This is a genomic window from Tianweitania sediminis (genome assembly GCF_017813335.1).
Classification (GTDB): Bacteria; Pseudomonadota; Alphaproteobacteria; order Rhizobiales; family Rhizobiaceae; genus Tianweitania; species Tianweitania sediminis.
In genome coordinates, this window is the sequence record NZ_JAGIYY010000002.1 from 697,344 (window position 1) to 716,906 (window position 19,563).

General features: G+C 61.3%; 19 protein-coding genes. 11 read left to right on the top strand and 8 right to left on the bottom strand.

What is annotated here, in order from left to right:
* Nucleotides 1–206 precede the first annotated feature (206 nt).
* Both aspS and J5Y06_RS10400 read left to right on the top strand, forming a co-directional pair.
* A complete protein-coding gene (gene aspS, locus J5Y06_RS10395) occupies nucleotides 207–1,994 on the top strand; it encodes an aspartate--tRNA ligase (protein WP_209335047.1) in 1,788 nt (595 codons plus the stop codon).
* Between the two features lie 5 nt (nucleotides 1,995–1,999).
* A complete protein-coding gene (locus tag J5Y06_RS10400; protein WP_209335048.1) occupies nucleotides 2,000–2,668 on the top strand; it encodes a pyroglutamyl-peptidase I in 669 nt (222 codons plus the stop codon).
* A 34-nt stretch (nucleotides 2,669–2,702) separates the two neighbouring features.
* On the opposite strand, the gene J5Y06_RS10405 is transcribed toward J5Y06_RS10400, so the two are convergent.
* Entirely contained in the window at nucleotides 2,703–3,893 is a 1,191-nt protein-coding gene (locus J5Y06_RS10405) for a hypothetical protein (protein WP_209335049.1), read from the bottom strand.
* Between the two features lie 250 nt (nucleotides 3,894–4,143).
* Between J5Y06_RS10405 and parC the strand changes: the two genes are divergently transcribed.
* Complete coding sequence (parC, locus tag J5Y06_RS10410) at nucleotides 4,144–6,426, top strand: DNA topoisomerase IV subunit A (RefSeq protein ID WP_209335050.1); 2,283 nt, start codon at nucleotides 4,144–4,146, stop codon at nucleotides 6,424–6,426.
* On the opposite strand, the gene J5Y06_RS10415 is transcribed toward parC, so the two are convergent.
* The 6 genes from J5Y06_RS10415 to hemB all read right to left on the bottom strand — a co-directional run bounded on the left by J5Y06_RS10415 (nucleotide 6,423) and on the right by hemB (nucleotide 11,437).
* Entirely contained in the window at nucleotides 6,423–7,616 is a 1,194-nt protein-coding gene (locus J5Y06_RS10415) for a winged helix-turn-helix domain-containing protein (RefSeq protein WP_209335051.1), read from the bottom strand. The two genes, parC and J5Y06_RS10415, sit on opposite strands and share 4 nt — an antisense overlap.
* Before the next feature lie 78 nt (nucleotides 7,617–7,694).
* The gene (locus J5Y06_RS10420) at nucleotides 7,695–8,594 is read right to left on the bottom strand and encodes a DMT family transporter (RefSeq protein WP_209335052.1); all 900 of its coding nucleotides are present in this window, start codon (nucleotides 8,592–8,594) and stop codon (nucleotides 7,695–7,697) included.
* Between the two features lie 36 nt (nucleotides 8,595–8,630).
* Entirely contained in the window at nucleotides 8,631–9,401 is a 771-nt protein-coding gene (locus tag J5Y06_RS10425; protein WP_209335053.1) for an arginyltransferase, read from the bottom strand.
* Between the two features lie 94 nt (nucleotides 9,402–9,495).
* Nucleotides 9,496–9,975, bottom strand: a complete 480-nt coding sequence (locus J5Y06_RS10430; RefSeq protein ID WP_245247721.1) for an RDD family protein — start codon at nucleotides 9,973–9,975, stop codon at nucleotides 9,496–9,498.
* A gap of 71 nt (nucleotides 9,976–10,046) precedes the next feature.
* Complete coding sequence (locus J5Y06_RS10435) at nucleotides 10,047–10,406, bottom strand: DUF423 domain-containing protein (RefSeq protein WP_209335054.1); 360 nt, start codon at nucleotides 10,404–10,406, stop codon at nucleotides 10,047–10,049.
* Nucleotides 10,406–11,437 (bottom strand): porphobilinogen synthase, encoded by a 1,032-nt coding sequence (gene hemB / locus J5Y06_RS10440; RefSeq protein WP_209335055.1) that lies wholly within the window; start codon nucleotides 11,435–11,437, stop codon nucleotides 10,406–10,408. Before hemB ends, J5Y06_RS10435 begins: the two co-directional genes overlap by 1 nt.
* Before the next feature lie 127 nt (nucleotides 11,438–11,564).
* Between hemB and J5Y06_RS10445 the strand changes: the two genes are divergently transcribed.
* From J5Y06_RS10445 to J5Y06_RS10460, 4 genes are all read left to right on the top strand, one after another.
* Nucleotides 11,565–12,617, top strand: coding sequence for an enoyl-CoA hydratase/isomerase family protein (locus tag J5Y06_RS10445; RefSeq protein WP_209335056.1), 1,053 nt, complete (start codon nucleotides 11,565–11,567; stop codon nucleotides 12,615–12,617).
* Entirely contained in the window at nucleotides 12,614–13,036 is a 423-nt protein-coding gene (locus tag J5Y06_RS10450) for a DUF6163 family protein (protein WP_209335057.1), read from the top strand. Before J5Y06_RS10445 ends, J5Y06_RS10450 begins: the two co-directional genes overlap by 4 nt.
* Nucleotides 13,037–13,179: 143 nt before the next feature.
* Nucleotides 13,180–13,695, top strand: coding sequence for a transcriptional regulator LdtR (gene ldtR / locus J5Y06_RS10455; protein WP_209335058.1), 516 nt, complete (start codon nucleotides 13,180–13,182; stop codon nucleotides 13,693–13,695).
* Nucleotides 13,696–13,966: 271 nt separating this feature from the next.
* A complete protein-coding gene (locus J5Y06_RS10460) occupies nucleotides 13,967–15,223 on the top strand; it encodes a L,D-transpeptidase family protein (protein ID WP_209335059.1) in 1,257 nt (418 codons plus the stop codon).
* 56 nt (nucleotides 15,224–15,279) lie between these two features.
* On the opposite strand, the gene J5Y06_RS10465 is transcribed toward J5Y06_RS10460, so the two are convergent.
* Nucleotides 15,280–15,738: a DUF305 domain-containing protein gene (locus J5Y06_RS10465; protein WP_209335060.1), complete on the bottom strand. Its 459-nt coding sequence runs from the start codon at nucleotides 15,736–15,738 to the stop codon at nucleotides 15,280–15,282.
* A 193-nt stretch (nucleotides 15,739–15,931) separates the two neighbouring features.
* Between J5Y06_RS10465 and glyA the strand changes: the two genes are divergently transcribed.
* From glyA to J5Y06_RS10485, 4 genes are read left to right on the top strand one after another with little or no spacing between them, the layout of a single operon-like run.
* Complete coding sequence (gene glyA, locus J5Y06_RS10470) at nucleotides 15,932–17,227, top strand: serine hydroxymethyltransferase (RefSeq protein ID WP_209335061.1); 1,296 nt, start codon at nucleotides 15,932–15,934, stop codon at nucleotides 17,225–17,227.
* Nucleotides 17,228–17,260: 33 nt separating this feature from the next.
* Nucleotides 17,261–17,734, top strand: a complete 474-nt coding sequence (nrdR, locus tag J5Y06_RS10475; RefSeq protein WP_209335062.1) for a transcriptional regulator NrdR — start codon at nucleotides 17,261–17,263, stop codon at nucleotides 17,732–17,734.
* A 3-nt stretch (nucleotides 17,735–17,737) separates the two neighbouring features.
* A complete protein-coding gene (ribD, locus tag J5Y06_RS10480; protein ID WP_342453402.1) occupies nucleotides 17,738–18,844 on the top strand; it encodes a bifunctional diaminohydroxyphosphoribosylaminopyrimidine deaminase/5-amino-6-(5-phosphoribosylamino)uracil reductase RibD in 1,107 nt (368 codons plus the stop codon).
* Nucleotides 18,844–19,461: a riboflavin synthase gene (locus tag J5Y06_RS10485; protein ID WP_209335134.1), complete on the top strand. Its 618-nt coding sequence runs from the start codon at nucleotides 18,844–18,846 to the stop codon at nucleotides 19,459–19,461. The genes ribD and J5Y06_RS10485 overlap by 1 nt, the downstream gene beginning before the upstream one ends.
* Nucleotides 19,462–19,563: the final 102 nt, after the last annotated feature.

A 19,563-nucleotide genomic window follows, 5' to 3' on the forward strand; every position in this document is an offset into this window, starting at 1 on the left:
TGGTCCGTCCGTCAGCTATAAGGAGGTCACGCCGTTCTGGCTATTGCGCAATCCGGAGGCGGCTGGGCCAGTTGGCATTGCAAGCCTGCGCCAAGCCACTAGCTGCTTGCCTTGACAATCTCAGCCTCGCATGCGCTTTTCGCGCCGATTTTGCAGGGCCGCTTCAAGTCGGCGGCCTCCGCACGCCCGCTTCATCAGGAACCATCATGCATCGCTATCGCAGCCACACCTGCGCTCAACTCCGCAAAGCCGATGTTGGCAAATCCGTTCGTCTATCCGGATGGGTCCATCGCGTGCGCGATCACGGCGGCCTGCTTTTCATCGACCTGCGCGACCACTACGGCCTGACGCAGATCGTGGCCGATCCCGATTCGCCGTGCTTCAAGATCGCCGAAACCGTTCGCGGCGAATGGGTGATCCGCGTCGATGGCGAGGTGAAGGCGCGTCTGCCTGAAACGGTGAACGCTAACCTGCCCACCGGCGAGATCGAGATCTTCGCCAAGGACATGGAAGTGCTGTCCGCTGCCAAGGAGCTGCCGCTACCCGTGTTTGGCGAGCCGGATTATCCGGAAGACATTCGCCTCAAATACCGCTTCCTCGACCTGCGCCGGGACACGCTGCACAAAAACATTGTACAGCGCACGAAGATCATAGCCGAAATGCGCAAACGCATGGGCGAATCTGGCTTCACCGAATTTTCGACGCCGATCCTGACCGCTTCCAGCCCGGAAGGCGCACGCGACTTCCTGGTGCCGAGCCGCATCCATCCCGGCACCTTCTACGCGCTGCCGCAGGCGCCGCAGCAGTACAAGCAACTGATCATGGTGTCGGGCTTCGACCGTTATTTTCAGATCGCGCCTTGCTTCCGCGACGAAGATCCGCGCGCCGACCGTCTGCCAGGCGAGTTTTACCAGCTCGATCTCGAAATGAGCTTCGTGGAACAGGAGGATATCCTGGCCACCATGGAGCCGGTGTTGCGCGGCGTGTTCGAGACCTTTGCTGAAGGCAAGCCGGTCACGCAGGATTTCCCGCGCATCAAGTATGATGACGCCATCCGCAAGTATGGTTCCGACAAGCCGGACCTGCGCAACCCCATTGAAATGCAGGCCGTATCCGAGCATTTCGCCGGTTCGGGTTTCAAGGTTTTCGCCAACATCCTGGCAAATGATCCAAAGGCTGAAGTCTGGGCAATTCCTGCCAGGACCGGCGGCTCGCGCGCATTCTGCGATCGCATGAACTCCTGGGCTCAAGGGGAAGGGCAGCCGGGCCTCGGCTATATCTTCTGGCGCAAGGAAGGCGACAAGATCGAGGGCGCCGGTCCGATCGCCAAGAACATCGGCGAAGAACGCACCGAAGCATTGCGCCAGCAGCTCGGCCTGGACGATGGCGATGCTGCCTTCTTCGTCGCCGGCAATCCCGCGAAGTTCTACAAGTTTGCAGGCGATGCGCGCACACGCGCCGGCGAGGAACTGAACCTCGTCGACCGTGATAGGTTCGCGCTATGCTGGATCATCGACTTTCCGTTCTTTGAATGGAACGAAGACGAAAAGAAGATCGACTTCGCCCATAACCCGTTTTCTATGCCGCAGGGCGGTATTGAAGCGCTTGAGGGTCAGGATCCCTTGACCATCAAGGCATTCCAGTACGACATGGTCTGCAACGGCTTCGAGATCGCGTCGGGTGGCATCCGCAACCATCTGCCTGAAACGATGGTCAAGGCGTTCGAGATGGTGGGTCTGTCGCGCGAAACGGTTGAAGAGCGCTTCGGCGGCCTTTACCGGGCGTTCCAGTATGGCGCACCGCCCCACGGCGGCATGGCGGCCGGCATCGATCGCGTGGTGATGCTGCTTTGCGGCGCAAAGAACCTGCGCGAGATCACCATGTTCCCGATGAACCAGCAGGCCTACGACCTCCTGATGAACGCGCCGTCGGAAGCAACCCCGCAGCAGCTTCGTGAACTGGCGCTGCGCCCGGTTCCGGTGAAGAAGGACTGAGGACGGTGCAGGAGGATGCGCAGCGAGTTCGTTTGCCGCGCGTCCTCGTCACCGGCTTTTCCGTTTTCCCCGGTGCGCCGCTCAATCCGACGGAACACTTGATCCCGCTGATCGAAGCGGAACGGGATCGCTATGCCGACCTCTGCCAATTGACGACAGAAGTTTATCCGGTCGACTTCAGAGGGCTGCCGCTTCGTCTTGCCGATGCCTGCAAGGCCGCGAGCCCCGACATCGCAATTCATTTCGGTTTGAGCGCGGAAGCGCAGAGCATCACCCTGGAACGCTTGGCGCGCAACGCTTTTGGCGTGGGTCGACCGGACAATGTGGGCTTCGCCCCACCTGTGGCCCACATCCACGAAGGCGGCGAGCATCTGCCGTCAAGCCTGCCGCTCCTCGCACTTCATGAGGAGCTGGTTCGGGCAGGGCTGCCGGTGTCCTTTTCCGATGATGCCGGCGATTACCTGTGCAACTACCTCTTTTATCTCGCGCGCTCGAGGCTTTGTGCCGGTTACGAGCCGGAGATGGCGGGCTTCATCCATGTTCCCCCTTTGCTGGAAGAAGACCGCGCAAGTCCTTCGAATGACATGACGCTTGAGGATCTCTTGCAGGCGTCCCGCATCATCATCGCGACCTGCTGCCAGGCCTGGATGGAGCATACAAAGAGCCCGGCCTGAGCCGGGCTTATGCATGCGTCCTGTTGGCTTCTCGTCACTCGTTTGCTGTGACGGAAACGCCGAGCTGTTTGATCAGCGCCTGCGGGGTCGACATGGCCGTCGCCATGATTTGCGCGAAGGGAACCCCGGTTGCCGGCGCGGCGGTGATCTCAATGTTCTGGGGATCATCGAGAAAGGCGTTCACGGCCTGTGAAACACTGGATGCGAAATCCGGCATGTTGAGCTGCGCCAGCGCAAAGGGCACGATGGCCTTGGCTTGGTTGGCGAGCGAATCCGCCGTGGTGTTCTGCTGGGACGCGATCATCTCCAGGATCTTGCGGGTAAGGCCCTCGTCTTCGAAGCGGATTGACGCGCGGTTGAAGCTCAGCTGCTGCATCAGGCCGAGCATTGCAAGGCTTTGTGCCGACTGCTGGTCTTCCGGCGCGTTGGCCATCTTCTCGCTGGTTTCCCGAAGGCTCTTGATGAAGGCTGGCGTATAGCCCGACAGATCCGACGTGATGCCGAGCGTGCCGGCATTCTCTACTTTTAGGTCATACTGATCGACAACCAGGCGGCCGCTTTGCAGGTTCCACGAGCCTGCGACATTGAAGTCGCCGGAAATAGTTTGCAGACCAAGCTGGTCAAGAACCGCTTTGGTTCGGACATCCTCCACCTTTGAAAGGTCGGCTGAAAAGCTGTTGGCTGTGCCGGAAAACTCAAGTGGATCGTCTTCGCTTTCGGGCTTTGTGAGTGTGACGTTCAAGCCGCTGAGTTCGAACAGTTGCGTGCCGTCCTGCGTGATCGAGACGCTGTCCAAGCCAGCGCGGTCATAAAGAAGGAGCCCCGCTTCGCGCTCGGCGCTTGTCGCAAAAGGCACTTCCAGTCCATTCACCGAGATGCCGCTGGCACTGACCGAGACGCCTTCCTCCGTGACGTTGTAGTCCGGCAGCCGGGCTTCTCCGATCAGGAAGTGATCTGCTTCCTCGCTGATGTCGGTCAGCGTGACCGTGCCGACCTCGACCGGATCATCGACGGATTCGAAGCGCAGCACGACGTTGTTGAGCGTCGCGCTTGCGTCGTTTCCGGTGAGGTCCGACCATTCCAGGGTCATGTCCTGTGCGGAGGCCGCTGCCTTCAGGCTTTCGCCCAATCGCTGCAGGTCCGCCGCCTGGGCAGCGCCAAGCGGCAACAACAGCAGAAGCGATGGCGCCCAAAGCAAGCGGGCCATGGTCCGTGTACCGATCATGATGGAAGTCCTGTTCACCGGGTTTGTTCTGGTCGCTGGCCGAGCCACGACAATTGGGTTTCCCGGTCCGGAATACAGTCGCGTCGGATCGTCGCGACCGCCGGCGGGCAGGTCTGCACTTTGCTCTTAATCGGCATCAAAAGACAATCACCTTAAGCTGTCCACAGAAACCACAGCCTGGGAGGGTGCGCGGACGGTCTGTTCTGATCTTGTTCTTGTGGCGAGCGTTGCGCTTCGCTAGAGCGTGAACATGGGAAAAAGCCTCGTTCCGCCACCCGAGGGCGGTGATCACATCGAGCCGGTCGACCTCAAGCGAGCGCTGGAAGAGCGCTACCTTGCTTATGCGCTGTCGACGATCATGCACCGTGCGCTGCCGGATGTGCGCGACGGGCTGAAGCCGGTCCACCGTCGGATCATGCATGCCATGCGCCTGCTGCGGTTGAACCCGGACCAGGCTTTTGCCAAATGCGCCCGTATCGTGGGCGAGGTGATGGGCAAGTTCCATCCCCATGGCGACCAGTCGATCTATGACGCGCTGGTGCGCCTCGCCCAGGATTTCTCCGTTCGCTATCCGCTGGTGGACGGGCAGGGGAACTTCGGCAACATCGACGGCGATAATGCTGCCGCCATGCGCTACACCGAAGCGCGCATGACGGAAGTCGCGACCGAACTCCTGTCGGGCATCACGGAAGACGCGGTGGATTTCCGCGCCACCTACAACGAGGAAGACGAAGAACCGGTTGTTCTGCCCGGCGCCTTCCCCAATCTGCTTGCCAACGGATCGTCTGGCATTGCGGTCGGCATGGCGACATCGATCCCGCCGCACAATGCGGCAGAGCTTTGCAAGGCCGCCCTCTACCTGATCGACAAGCCCGAGGCTTCAGTGGAAGACCTGATGACCCGGGTGCCGCAGGAAGACCCGGACGAGAACATGGTCCGCGGCCCGGATTTCCCGACCGGCGGCGTGATCGTCGACAGCTTCGAGTCCATCCTTGAAGCCTACAAGACAGGTCGAGGGTCTTTCCGTGTTCGTGCGAAATACAACGAGCCCGAGGATCTCGGGCGCGGCACCTGGCAAATCGTCGTCACGGAAATCCCTTATGGCGTGCAGAAGTCGCGCTTGATCGAGAAGATCGCCGAGCTGCTGCTTGCCCGCAAGCTGCCCTTGCTGGAAGACATCCGCGACGAAAGCGCCGAAGACATCCGCATCGTGCTGGTGCCAAAAAGCCGCTCCGTCGACCCGGGCCTCCTGATGGAATCTTTGTTCAAGCTGACGGAGCTTGAAACGCGCTTCCCGCTCAACATGAACGTTCTGTCACGCGGCAAGGTGCCAAACGTCCTGTCCTTGCGCGATGCACTATGGGAATGGCTGGAGCACCGCAAGGAGGTGCTTGTTCGCCGTTCCCGCCACCGCCTCGCCGAGATCGAGCGCAGGCTGGAGATCCTTGGCGGCTACCTCGTTGCCTACCTGAACATCGACGAGGTCATCCGCATCATCCGCGAGAAAGACGAGCCCAAAGCCGTCATGATGGCGCGCTGGGAGCTGACGGACCTACAGGCCGAAGCGATCCTCAATCTGCGTTTGCGGCAGCTGCGCAAGCTGGAAGAGATCGAAATCCGCAAGGAGTTCGACGCGCTTTCCGCCGAGAAGGACTCGATCGAAGCGCTGCTCGCGTCGGACGAGAAGCAATGGAAGACGATCCGCTGGGAAGTGGAAAAGCTGCGCGATCGGTTCGGCTCCCACACCCCGCTTGGCAAGCGTAGGACCCAGTTCGCGGACGCGCCGACCCATGATCTTTCCGAAATCCACCAGGCGATGATTGAAAAAGAGCCGGTTACCGTGGTGGTTTCGGAAAAGGGCTGGCTGCGTGCCCTCAAGGGGCATCTGGCGGACTTCTCGACGCTGACCTTCAAGGAAGGCGACGCGCTGAAACTCGCCTTCCACGCCCAAACAACGGACAAGATCCTGGTCTTTACCACGGGCGGCAAGTTCTACACGATCGGCGCCGACCGCCTGCCAGGCGGTCGCGGTCACGGCGAACCGATCCGCATCATTGTCGACATGGACAACGACCAGGCGATCGTCACGGCTTTCGCCCACCAGCCGGGGCGCCGCCTTCTGCTCGCTTCACAGGGGGGCTACGGCTTCCTCGTGCCGGAAGACGAGGTGGTCGCCAACACCCGCAAGGGCAAGCAGGTGATGAACGTCAAAATGCCGGATGAAGCCAAGCGCTGCATCCAGGCGCATGGGGATCAGGTCGCGATCGTCGGCGAAAACCGCAAGATGCTTGTCTTCCCCCTGGCAGAAATCCCGGAGATGGCGCGCGGCAAGGGCGTTCGCTTGCAGCGCTACAAGGATGGCGGCGTGTCCGACATCAAGGTCTTCACGCTGGAACAGGGCCTCAGTTGGCAGGATACGGCGGATCGCACCTTCACTCGCAGCGCCGCCGAACTGACTGAATGGACTAGCGAGCGGGCAAGCGCCGGCCGCGTGGTCCCGAAAGGCTTTCCGCGCTCGGGCCGGTTCACCTAGGGCTCAAGCCAGTCCGACGCGAAGGCTGTTCGTTCAACGCCGGTGAACCGCCGCAGCCGCTCGATCTCGGCTTCGAGGCCGGAGATGACCGCTTTCGAAAGGCGACAGCCGCGCTCGGGCCAAAACCTCCGGACGCTCATGACGTTGTTCGGACGGTCTGCCTTCATGTCGATGCGGCCGATGATCCTGTCGCCGCGCATGACCGGAAAGACGTAATAGCCGAATTTCCGCTTGGCTTCGGGCACGAAGACCTCGATCCGGTAATGAAAGTCGAACACGCGCTCGGCCCGCGCGCGGTCACGCAACAGCGGATCGAAGGGGCTCAAAACTCGCACCCGCGCGGGGGGCTCAGGCAGGGCATCGAGAGTTTCGATGATTTCGGGAAAGGCGTAGGCGGCGCGTGGCTTGGAACCATCGCTGCTCTCAACCTGGACAACCACGAGTCGGTGGTGTTTGGCAGCGATCCATTGCTCCACCTCCGCCGGCTTTAGCAGGGCGAAAAAGGCAGCGATCTGGCCCCTGGTGCCGAAGCCCAGCCGGGTAAGCGCTGCGGTGCAGGCCCAGTCAACAAAGGCGTCATGATCGACCGTTTGGTCGCGGTACTGCGCGGCGATGACCCGCTCGGTGAGGTCATAAACCTTCTGGAACCCCTCGCGTCGAGCGATCTGCAATTCGCCGGTTCGCCACAGATACTCAAGTGCCGCTTTGGATGGGTGCCAGTCCCACCAGCCGGTGGAAGGCTTGTCGCGCGCTTCGAAATCGCGTGCCATGACCGGGCCATCGCGTCGGATGCGCTCCAGGATCGCATCGGCGGAATGAGCGAAGTCATTCCCGAAATAGGTGGGCCAGCGCTCGGCCAGCCGCAGCTTTTCGCGCGCGAATCGGTGCTTCCAATAAGGATAGAAGGCGACGGGAATGACGGACGCGTCGTGCGTCCAGTGCTCGAAAAGGGCGCGCTCGCGCTCGATCAGCCGATGCAGTTGCGGCTGCTTGTAGGTCTTGTTGCGCGCAAACAGGATCTGATGGTGTGCCCGCTCCACAATTGCGATGCTGTCCACCTGAACATAGCCGAGGCGCGTGATGACATCGCCAAGCTCTGGAAGCGACTGCGCGCGATGCGGCGGGTCTGACAGCGCCTGCTCGTGAATCAGGAGGCGCCGCGCAACAGCGTTGGGAATGACGTGGCTCATGCCCTTCACCCTAGCTCAAGAACCCGACCGGCGCGTCATATGGCCTGCGAATCTCCCGCCGTAGGTCGTCAGGAACTTTCATGCGGGATGACGGGGCGCAAGTGCTGCCCGGCGACGGCGGTGTTCGGTCAGTTGCCAACCGGAATGCGCAACCAGCGTCGTGATCAGGATGGCACCCCCCAGCAAGCTCGCGCCGGTAGGCACTTCCGCAAAGATCAGCCAGACCCAGATCGGCGCCAGCACCGTTTCCAGGAGGTAGAACATCGCGACCTCGGGTCCCGACAGGTATTTCGGCGCGTTCGCAAGACAAAAAAATGCAATCGGGATCACAAGCAGGCCATCGAGCATGATCCACTGCGGCGCTTCCACCACGAAGCCGACGCGCGTCACCATGACAATGGCGACGCAAAGTGCGGGCACAACCGCCATCAGGGACGCAAGGCCCATGTCGCGTCCGCTCGCCCGACTGATCGTGATGGCGGCCGCGATCAAGAAGGCCGAACACAAGGCAAGCGCGTTGCCGAGCAGGTTTCCCGTGCCGATGCCGGCATGAACGATGATCAGGACACCCGTGATCATCAGCCCGATGGCGCCAAGGGTGACGGGACGCGGGCGCTCGCGCAGGAAGATCCACGACAAGAGCGCGGCAAAGGCCGTGTTGAAGGCGAGAATGAAAACGAGGTCGGCCGTTGTCGTGTAGAAAACGGCCAACAGGAAACACATGGAAGAAACGGAATAAAGCCCTGCGACGACCAAGCCGATCTTGCCCGGGATGAGTGGCGGCAGCTTGAAACCGAGCAGGCGAAGCACCGACCAGACGCTCAGCGTCGCGATCAGCGTCATGCTGGTGCGGATCAGCAGGGCGGTCCAGCTGTTGGCTCCGCCGAGCTTAAGCAGCGGGATGTCAATCGTGAGAATAAGGCCGCCGACGGCGGCAAGAAGCAGGCCGCGTGTGTGCGGCGACAGCGATCGAAGCATGGAGTTCCTCCGGAAGGCGCGAGACGCGGATCGGCTTCAGCCGCCTTGTCGCACCGCTTCCTCGGAGAAGCGCTCCCACCCCTTGGGGCCAAGGTGCTCTTGGGGCAGAAAGCGCACCTTATAGGCCATCTTGCGCGAGCCGTTGACCCAATAGCCGAGATAGATGTGTGGCAAGCCGTAGGATCGGGCGCGGGCGATATGATCAAGGATCATAAAGGTGCCGAGCGAGCGATCGTCGAGGTCCGGATCGAAAAACGAATAAACCATCGACAAGCCGTCGCCCATGCGGTCGCAAAGCGAAACCGCCACGAGGTCGCCCACGCCCCGTCCGGTTATGAACGTGTCGGGTCCGCGGCGGCGATACTCGATGATCTTGGTTTCCACATGCGTGTCCTCGACCATCATCGCGTAATCAAGGACGCTCATGTCGAGCATGCCGCCACGCTTGTGCCGCGCATCGAGGTAGCGGCGAAACAGGGCGTACTGCTCCGTGGTGGGTTCCGCATCATGCATGACACCGACGAGATCGGCGTTGCGCGCCTGAACACGCTTCATGTTGCGCGTCGGCTTGAACTCGTTCACGAGCACCCGCGTCGAGACGCAGGCCCGGCAGCTTTCGCACGCCGGCCGATACGCGATGTTCTGCGAGCGGCGGAATCCGCCCTGCGTCAAAAGATCGTTAAGGTCCTTGGCGCGAGTCCCAATAAGATGGGTGAAGACCTTCCGCTCGAACTGCCCTTCTAGGTAGGGGCACGCCGTTGGTGCGGTCAGAAAGAACTGTGGCGCGGAGGCCTGATGGTGAGTCATTGAGCCCGAATGACTGGACGCGGTTCACTGTACCTTGGCCTCATGGCCGCAAAGGTCAACTCACAAGAATTGAACCTTGCGGCCGAAGCAAGTTTCAGCGATCGGCGCGGATCACGACGGTGCCCAGGAGAAGATCGTGCAGTGTCCGCTTGCGGTCGGCAAACAGGGTCACGAGCAGGATCAGCGGCGTCAGGAGGCCGTTGGCCACCCAAAACAGCACAGAGTGGAGAACAGCAAGCGTTCCTTCGACGCGGCCGCCATCCAGCCGCTCAAGCCGCAAGGACATCGCGCGCATGCCCCAGGTCGCCTGACGGGCGGAGCCGAGGGTGGTGTATACGTAGACGATCGCAACGATCGGCCCGAGCACGCCGAAAAGAACCCAGCCCAGCCCAAGCGTAATCACCCCAAGCAGGGCGACGATGATGCTGACGGGAACAAGCAGCAAGCCGACGATCAGGTAGTCAATGCAGAAGGCGAGAACCCGGCGCGAGCGCACCCCGTCATAAAGGCGTGCCTCATCCAGGCTGCCCTGGAGGCCAGGGGTTACGTCTGAATAAGTGTTGCTGCGCATCATAATCCTCGAGTTCTTTGCCTGGGGATTCCTTCGAGATGGCTATTCCAGCGCGAGATTCAAGCGGATGGGCGTCAAGCCCGTGCGCGCGGCAGAAGCGCGGCGAGCCCGATCGCGATCCACCCGAAGATCATCATCGTGCCACCTGTTGGTGCCGCAAGAGGAAAAAGGCGGTCCATTCCGAAATGCCGGGCGATGAGATCTCCCGCAAAAAGGGTGAGTCCTGCGAACAGCAGCCAGGCTGAAAGCCGCATCGGCTTGCCGACTTCCACCAAACCAACGGCCAGAATCGCTGGCGAATGCATCAAAAGAAAGGAAGCAGCGGTACCCAGCGAACCGCCGCCCGCATGCGCGGCGATGGCAGAAAAAACAACCCCGGCGGCGCCGCTCAGCGCAGCGGCCACGCATAACGGACGACTGATCGTGCCCGTCATCACGCGTTCAGGATTTCCGCAACATCGGGCGCGAAATAGGTGAGAATGCCGTCACAGCCGGCGCGCTTGAAGGAAAGGAGGCTTTCCAGCATCGCCCGCTCGCCGTCGATCCAACCATTCGCGGCTGCTGCCTTGATCATGGAGAATTCCCCCGACACCTGGTAGGCGAACGTCGGCACCGCAAAGGTTTCCTTCAGCCGATGGATGATGTCGAGATAGGGCAAGCCCGGCTTCACCATCAGCATGTCCGCGCCTTCGAGCATGTCCTGCTCGGCTTCGCGCACGGCTTCGTCGCTGTTGGCGGGATCGAGGTAATAGGTCTTCTTGTCCCCCTTCAAGAGGCCGCTGGTGCCGATCGCTTCCCGGTAAGGGCCGTAGAAGGCGGACGAGAACTTGGTGGCGTAGGACATGATCGCCACGTCCTGGAACCCTTCGGAGTCCAGCGCCTCGCGGATAGCGCCGATGCGCCCGTCCATCATGTCTGAGGGCGCAATGATATCCGCGCCGGCTTGCGCTTGCGCCACCGCCGCCGCTACGACCTGATCCACGGTTTCATCGTTCACGATGATGCCGTCGCGCAGAATGCCGTCATGGCCATGGTCAGTGAACGGATCGAGTGCCGCGTCGGTGATGACGCCGATCTCCGGCACCGCATCCTTGATGGCGCGGGTTCCGCGATTGATGAGGTTGTCGGGGTGCGAGGCATGGGAGCCGATCTGGTCACGCAGCGCGAGATCGACATAAGGAAAGGTCGCAATGGCCGGAATGCCCAGCGATGCCGCCCTGCGGGCTTCCTGGGCAGCAAGATCCGGAGACAAGCGAAACACGCCCGGCATGGCGGGCAGGGGTTCGCGCTTGTTCACGCCGTCCACCAGGAAAATGGGCCAGATCAGGTCATGCACGGTCAGGCGGGTTTCCTGAACCAGGCGGCGCGACCAATCGGCCTTGCGCATGCGGCGCAGCCGGCGACTGCTGGTGATTTCGTCGACGCTTCGGCCGTGGCGAGCCGCTTCGCGGGTGATCCTGTCCATCACGCACCTCTTTGCAGCGGCCGTCCTATCACGATGCGTGGCCCTGCACAAAGCAAGTGCGCTGCGGCATTGACGCAAGCGGGTTCGGTTCGTAAGCCCGCTAAAGCATGTCCGGGGAGTGACGACGATGAAGGTTGATTTCGGCGGCGGCGAGGAAATCGCTTTTGAACGCATCGGCAGGGCAGGCGTGGTTACGCTGACGCGCAGCAAGGCTTTGAACGCGCTCACCCACGGCATGGTCAAGGCGCTTGCGGCGGCTTTGACGGACTGGGCGCGCGATCCGGAAGTGGAAGTCGTTGTCGTGAAAGCGGAAGGCCGCGCCTTTTCGGCCGGTGGCGACATCCTGGATGTTTACCGACGCGGCAAGGCCGGCGAGCACCCAGTGGAGTTTTTTGCCGACGAGTACCGGCTGAACATCCAGATCCAGACCTACGAAAAACCCTACATCTCCTTGATCGACGGCATCGTCATGGGCGGAGGCGTCGGGATCTCCTTTCACGGATCGCATCGCGTCATCAGCGAAAACGCCCTTTTCGCCATGCCGGAAGTGGGCATCGGCTTTTTCCCCGATGTCGGCGGCAGTCATTTTCTGCCGAAGATCGCCGGCTGCTTTGGCCGCTTTCTGGCTTTAACCGGCGATCGCGTCCGCGCCGGTGACATCATGGCATCCGGCATGGGCACCAATTTCGTAGCTTCCGCCGACCAGCCGTTGCTGCTGGAGGAACTCGCCGCAAGCGGCAATGCTCGCGCCTCGCTCGCCAAGTTCTCTGCAACGCCGCCAGAACGCGAAGTCGATGACGGAGCCCTGCACACGATCAGCCGGCTCTTTTCCGTCGATACCCTGGCCGAGGTCGTGGATGGTCTGGAAAAAGCAGCTGCTCATGATGAGTTTGCGGCAAAGACGCTCGAAACCATGCGTAAGCGCTCGCCGACCAGCCTGCACGTCACCTTCCGGCAGTTGCTCGACGGCGAAATGCTTTCCATGGCTGAATGCATGCGCATGGAGTACCGAATTCTCAATCGGATGCTGCAGGGCCATGATTTCTACGAGGGCATCCGCGCAGCCCTGATCGACAAGGGCTCCACCCCTTCATGGCAGCCGGGCGACATTGCTGCGGTCTCGGAAGCGGAAGTTGATGCCTACTTCGCTCCGCTGGGCGACAAGGAACTCGAGGTGTGAGCCGCCAGCCGGCCGGGGTTCCGCTGGCTGCACCGCCGACTTTGGCTGAAACGCTGCAAGTGTGGTTGAGCCGGATCGTCGCGGCCTACTGCCTGCTTTTCGGCGTTCTGTACTGGATCAGGCTGGTGGGTCTCCATGACGGGCTCACCTGGCGCTTCGACACGATGCCCGTGTATTGGCAGGCGGTAAGTGCATCGCTTGCCGTCTTCTTCCCCTTTGCCGCCATTGGCCTATGGATGCTTGCATCCTGGGGTGGCGTTGTTTGGGCAATCTGCGCAATTACCGAAACAGTAATGTTTGTTGGTTTTCCAGAATTGTTTGGAAACCGCATTACAGCGGTGTGGGCGCATTTGCTGGTTGCCATCATCTATATCGCGCTGCGTCTGGTTATTTATTTCCAAACCAAACCGAAGACGTAAGTGTCCATTAAGCCTCTTGGAAACTGGGCCTTGGAAAGCTCTGGTTAAGCTTGGCGTTTAAGTCGAATTTTAGGTGCGACGGCTATGGTCGTGTCCAAGGTGAGACAAACAAAATCACCAGGCGTCAAACGAGAGGCAATACCATGAACAACGCGCGACAGGCTGCAAAGCCCGCACCGGCACAGGATGACCGCCGTGAAGCCATCCGCTCGCTTTACCTTGAAGCCCTCCAGCTGGTGGAGCGTCTGCACCGCCGCCTTCTGGACGTCATCAAGGACGAGTTCGACCGCAACGGCCGCAGCGACATCAATGCGATCCAGGCTCTGCTGCTGTTCAACATCGGCAATGCTGAATTGACAGCCGGTGAACTCCGCTCCCGCGGCTACTATCTCGGCTCCAACGTGTCCTACAACCTGAAGAAGCTGGTTGATCTCGGCTTCATCAATCACCAGCGCTCGCGCATCGATCGCCGTTCGGTCCGCGTCAGCCTGACGCCGAAGGGGCAGGAGATCGAGAAGATCGTTGCCGGTCTTTACGAGCGCCACATCGGGTCGATCGAAGCCGTTGGCGGCATCAACCACGACGAGTTTCACCAGATGAACAAGTCCCTGCAGCGCCTCGACCGCTTCTGGAACGACACCATCGCTTACCGCATGTAATCCGCCCTTTTCCCTGCAGCAGTTGCGGCGCTCCGGCTGACCTCCGGGCGCCGCAACTGCGTTCGGGATGTCACACCTTGCGGTCGATCCGCTACGATCTGACCGAGATGAAGCTTCCGCCAGGTGAGGGGCCACGCTGCGGCCATAATCCGGTGACAGGCGGTAAGAAGCAGGACGCGCGTCGACGCTGGTTGCAACTTGTTAAGCCTGTCGACCTAGATTTGCGCGACGCCTGACTGTTCCGAGTGCTTGCTGACAGCGTGGATAAAGAATGAACACGAGCCGCCGCCACTTTCTGACCGTTGCCAGTGCCTTTGCTGGCACCGCCCTTGCCGCTCCTGCCTTCGCGCAGGATATTCTGGGCGATGTTTTCAGCTCCACCCGCCGTGGCAGCTGGGGCGACCAGTTCGACGCGCGCGCCGCCGGCGGCGAAGAGGTGATGTCGAACATCCCGATCTACAGCGCGGAAACCCTGATGTATACGCAGGCTGCGATCGGGCAGTATCAGAACATCGTCGCGCAGGGCGGCTGGGGGCAGGTGCCATCCGGCAAGAAGCTGCAACTGGGCAGCGTTGATGGCGACGTGGAAGCCCTCCGCCGCCGTTTGATGATCTCGGGGGATCTGTCGCAGCGTGCCGGCATGTCGCCGGCCTTCGATACCTATGTCGACGCGGCCTTGAAGCGCTTCCAGCGCCGCCACGGTCTGCCGGCCGATGGCGTGACCGGCAAATACACCTATGCGGCCATGAACGTGTCGGCGCAGGTGCGCCTTGGCCAGTTGCAAACGAACCTCAACCGGCTGAACGAGCGCATGGGCGCCTACCAGACGCCTCGCTACGTCATGGTCAACATTCCGGCGGCCCAGATCGAGGCGGTGGAAAACGGCCGCGTCGTTTCGCGTCACACGGCGGTGGTTGGAAAAATCGACCGGCAAACCCCGATCATCGACTCGGCGATCAACGAAGTTATCGTCAATCCTTACTGGAACGCGCCCGAGTCGATCGTCCGCAAGGACATCATTCCGCTGATGCGCAAGAACCCGAATTACCTGCGCGACAACAACATCCGCATCTTGGCCGGCGATGGCTCGGAAATCGATCCGATGACGATCGACTGGTCCACCGAAGATGCAGCCAAGCTGCGCTTCCGCCAGGATCCGGGCAAGATCAACGCGATGGCTTCGGTGAAGATCAACTTCCCCAACAGCCACGCGACCTACATGCACGACACGCCGCAGCAGAGCCTTTTCAACAACCTGATGCGCTTCGACTCATCAGGCTGCGTTCGCGTCCAGAACGTGCGCGATCTCGTGACGTGGCTTTTGCGCGACACGCAGGGCTGGAACCGCCAGCGCTTCGAGGACACGATCCGCTCCGGCCAGAACACGCCTGTTCAGCTGGCAGTGCCTGTTCCGGTTCACTTCTCCTATGTTTCGGCCTGGTCGACGGGCGATGGCGTGTCGCACTTCCGCGACGACATCTACGCACTGGATGGCAGCCAGGAACTGCAGCTTTCGCAGGCTCTCTGAGCCTATCGCACTTCTCCTGGGAAGGGCCGCCTTGTGCGGCCCTTTTTTGCATTCTCTCAGCGGTTCTGGCCCTGCTCGAGATCGGCGATCAGGCCCTTCATCTCGGCAATTTCGGAGACCTGCGTTTCCGCAATGCTGTTGGCGAGGTCCTGCACCCGGGGATCGCTGAGGTTGGCCCGCCTGCTGGTCATGATGGCGATCGAATGGTGCGGGATCATCGCCTTCATGTAGGCGACGTCCTCGACGGTCGCCTGGCTCCGCACGAGGTAAAGTGAACCGGCAAACGCTCCGACGGCTGCAACAAGGATCGCGATGTTTGCGGACCGGTTCTCATACATGCTCCACATGTAGCCCATCATGATGATTGCCATCACGGCGCCCATCACCAGCGCCATGTAGGCCCGGGTTTCACTGAAAAACACATGATCGAGCTGGTAGGTGTTCAGGTACATCAGGCCAAACATCACCACTGTTGAGGTGGCGATCATGGCGGCAAACCGTGCATAAGGCGGCATTGGGAACTCCGCTTCTGGTGTTGAGGTTCAAACCCAATTGTAAACTTGCCGGCATGGTTCCGCGACGAGCGCTCGTTGAGCGGCAGTTTGTCGGAAACGCGCTAGAAAAATCCGCCCCCGGCTCGTGGCGGATAACTGGGAGATGTGATAGTGCGCCGCAACTTCCCATCCGATATCGTTCGAGGATCCTGCGATGGCACACGTGTCCGATGCCTTTTTCACCATGCCGTTGGAAGAACGGGATCCCGAAATCTTCGGGTCGATCCGTGACGAGCTGGGGCGCCAGCGCCACGAGATCGAGTTGATCGCTTCTGAAAACATCGTCTCCCGTGCCGTGCTGGAAGCGCAGGGCTCCGTGATGACGAACAAGTATGCCGAAGGCTATCCGGGCAAGCGCTATTATGGCGGTTGCCAGTTCGTGGATGTCGCGGAAACGCTGGCGATCGAGCGGGCCAAGCAGCTGTTTGGCTGCAACTTTGCCAACGTGCAGCCGAACTCCGGCAGCCAGATGAACCAGGCCGTGTTTCTGGCGCTTCTGCAGCCGGGCGACACTTTCATGGGCCTCGACCTGAACTCCGGCGGTCACCTTACCCATGGCTCGCCGGTGAATATGTCCGGCAAGTGGTTCAACGTCGTGTCCTACGGCGTACGCAAGGATGACCACCTCCTCGACATGGAAGAGGTTGAGCGCAAGGCGCATGAAAGCAAGCCGAAGCTGATCCTGGCCGGCGGAACAGCCTATTCCCGAATTTGGGACTGGAAGCGTTTCCGCGAAATCGCGGATGCCGTCGGCGCTTATCTCATGGTCGACATGGCTCACATCGCCGGGTTGGTTGCGGGTGGCGTTCATCCATCGCCCTTGCCGCATGCGCATGTGGTCACCACCACCACGCACAAGTCACTGCGTGGTCCGCGCGGTGGCATGATCCTTTCCAATGACGAAGACATTGCCAAGAAGATGAATTCGGCCGTCTTCCCTGGGCTTCAGGGCGGCCCGCTGATGCATGTCATCGCGGCGAAGGCCGTTGCCTTTGGCGAAGCGCTGCAGCCGGAGTTCAAGACCTACGCAGCCAACGTGGTGGCCAATGCGAAGTCGCTTGCCGCAAGCCTGCAGGAAACCGGCCTCGATATCGTGTCCAACGGCACGGACAACCACTCGATGCTCGTGGACCTGCGCCCGAAGAACGCCACCGGCAAGCGCGCGGAAGCAGCGCTCGGTCGCGCCAACATCACCTGCAACAAAAACGGCATTCCGTTCGATCCCGAAAAGCCTTTCGTCACCTCGGGCATTCGCCTCGGCACGCCGGCAGGCACGACCCGGGGCTTTGGTGAAGCGGAGTTCCGCGAGATCGGCACTCTGATCGCGGAAGTCCTCGATGGCCTGAAGGCTGCAAATTCCGACGAAGGCAACCAGTCCGTTGAAGAGGCTGTGAAGCGCAAGGTGGTTTCGTTGACGGATCGCTTCCCGCTTTATCCCTATATGGGCTAAGGGGAGCGCCAGTTCCCCCGAAGCGGAAGTCTCATGCGCTGCCCATATTGCCAATCCGAAGACACGCAGGTGAAGGATTCCCGCCCCGCTGAAGACGGGGCGGCAATCCGCCGCCGTCGTGTTTGTCCGGACTGTGGCGGCCGCTTCACCACCTTCGAGCGCGTGCAGCTTCGCGACCTGATGGTGATCAAGAAGTCTGGCCGCAAGGTGCCGTTCGACCGCGACAAGCTGATGCGATCCTTCGACATTGCCTTGCGCAAGCGCAACGTGGAGCCGGATCGCATTGAGCGAGCCGTCACGGGGATCGTCCGCCAGCTCGAAAGCTCGGGGGAAAGCGAAATCGGCGCTGGTGAGATCGGTCGCCTGGTGATGGAAGCGCTGAAGGCACTGGACGACGTCGCCTATGTCCGCTTTGCCTCGGTTTACCGCAATTTCCGAGAAGCGCGCGATTTTCACGGCGTTTTGGACGAGTTGAGCATCGAGGACGAGGCGGAAAACAGGTCTTAGCACGTGCAGGCTCCCGATGCGCTCGTCCAGGATCGCCGCTTCATGGCGGCAGCCATCAGGCTGTCCCACCGCCACTCCGGTCTGACGGACACGAATCCCTCCGTGGGCGCGCTCATCGTCAAGGATGGCGCGATCGTGGGCAGCGCCGTTACGGCGATCGGCGGCCGACCGCATGCCGAAACGCAGGCGCTTGCTCAGGCCGGTGATCGGGCTCGCGGCGCGACGGCCTATGTCACGCTGGAACCCTGCGCGCACTACGGTCGAACGCCACCTTGTGCAGAAGCTCTGGTTGCGGCAGGTGTCCGCCGCGTCGTGTGCGGCGCGCCTGATCCCGATCATCGTGTGACGGGCCGCGGCTTCGCAATCCTGCAGAACGGCAACGTGAGCGTTGAAGCGCGCGTTCTCCAAACCGAAGCATCGGAAATGCTTTCTGGATACCTCACGCGCTCGCTGAAGCGGCGACCGGAAGTGACTCTGAAACTTGCTGTTTCTACCGACGGAATGATCGGCCGGAAGGGGAACGAGCCGGTTGCAATCACGGGTCCGGTGGCTGGTCGTCAGGTTCATCTCCTGCGCGCTTTTTCAGACGCGATCCTGATCGGGATCGGCACGGCACTGGCTGACGACCCTCAGCTGACCTGCCGCTTGCCTGGTCTGGAGCAAAGATCACCCGCGCGGTTCATCCTTGATTCTTCCGCGCGGCTGCCTCTTGCGTCACGGCTGGCGCAAACGGCGCAAACGGTACCGACAACAATCGTTGCGGACGAGCAAGCTGCGCGCCCAGCCGATGTCGAAGCGTTGCGCGACCTCGGCGTGGACGTGCTGTTTGTGCCTCACAGCAACGGTGAGCTCGATCTTCCCGGTCTCTTGCAAGGTCTTGCGCGCCAAGGCATCAGCACATTGATGGTTGAAGGTGGGGCTGTCACGGCTTCGGCCTTTCTCCGGAATGATCTGGTTGATCGGATTGTGCTGCTGACCGGGCCGGAAGCGATCGGGGCGGAGGGCATCGCCGCGCCGCTTCTTCCGGCGCAGGTGCCGGAGCGCTTCATGGCTTGGCGCGAGAACCGGTTCGGAAACGATCTTTGGCAGGAATGGGTGAGGGCCGTCTGATGTTCACGGGCATTGTCACGGACGTTGGCGAGGTGACGCGGCTGACCCCGCGTGAAGGGGGCGTGCGGCTGCGCATCGCGACCGACTATGATCCGGTGACTATCGACATCGGTGCTTCAATCAGTTGTTCAGGCGTTTGCTTGACCGCGGTGGAGCTTCCCCAAGCCGGCGCAAACGAACGCTGGTTCGAAGTCGAGGCGTGGGAAGAAGCGCTGCGCCTCACCACCGCGCAAGATTGGCGCCAAGGCACTCGGCTCAACCTGGAGCGGGCGCTGAAGATTGGTGATGAACTTGGCGGGCACATCGTGTCAGGCCATGTCGACGGCATGGCGACGATCGTGGCGCGGGAGGATGAGGGGGAGGCGGTGCGCTTCACGCTTGAAGCGCCGAGCGAACTCGCCAGGTTCATTGCGCCCAAGGGTTCCGTTGCCTTAGACGGAACGTCGATGACTGTGAACCGCGTTGCGGGTTCGCGCTTCGACGTGCTCCTGATCCATCACTCGCTGACGGTCACCACATGGGGTGCGCGCCAGGTCGGCGACCGCGTGAACCTCGAGGTCGATACAATGGCCCGCTATGCCGCCCGGCTTGTGGAAGCGCGCGAGCAGGGGCTGTGAGGTCAGGAAGGCGGCGCTGACGGTTCGTCGCGGCGCTGAAGGTATTCCTTTCTTGCGCTAGCGCCGTGATGGGCCTAAGTCAGCGCCTCTTCCGGAGACTGA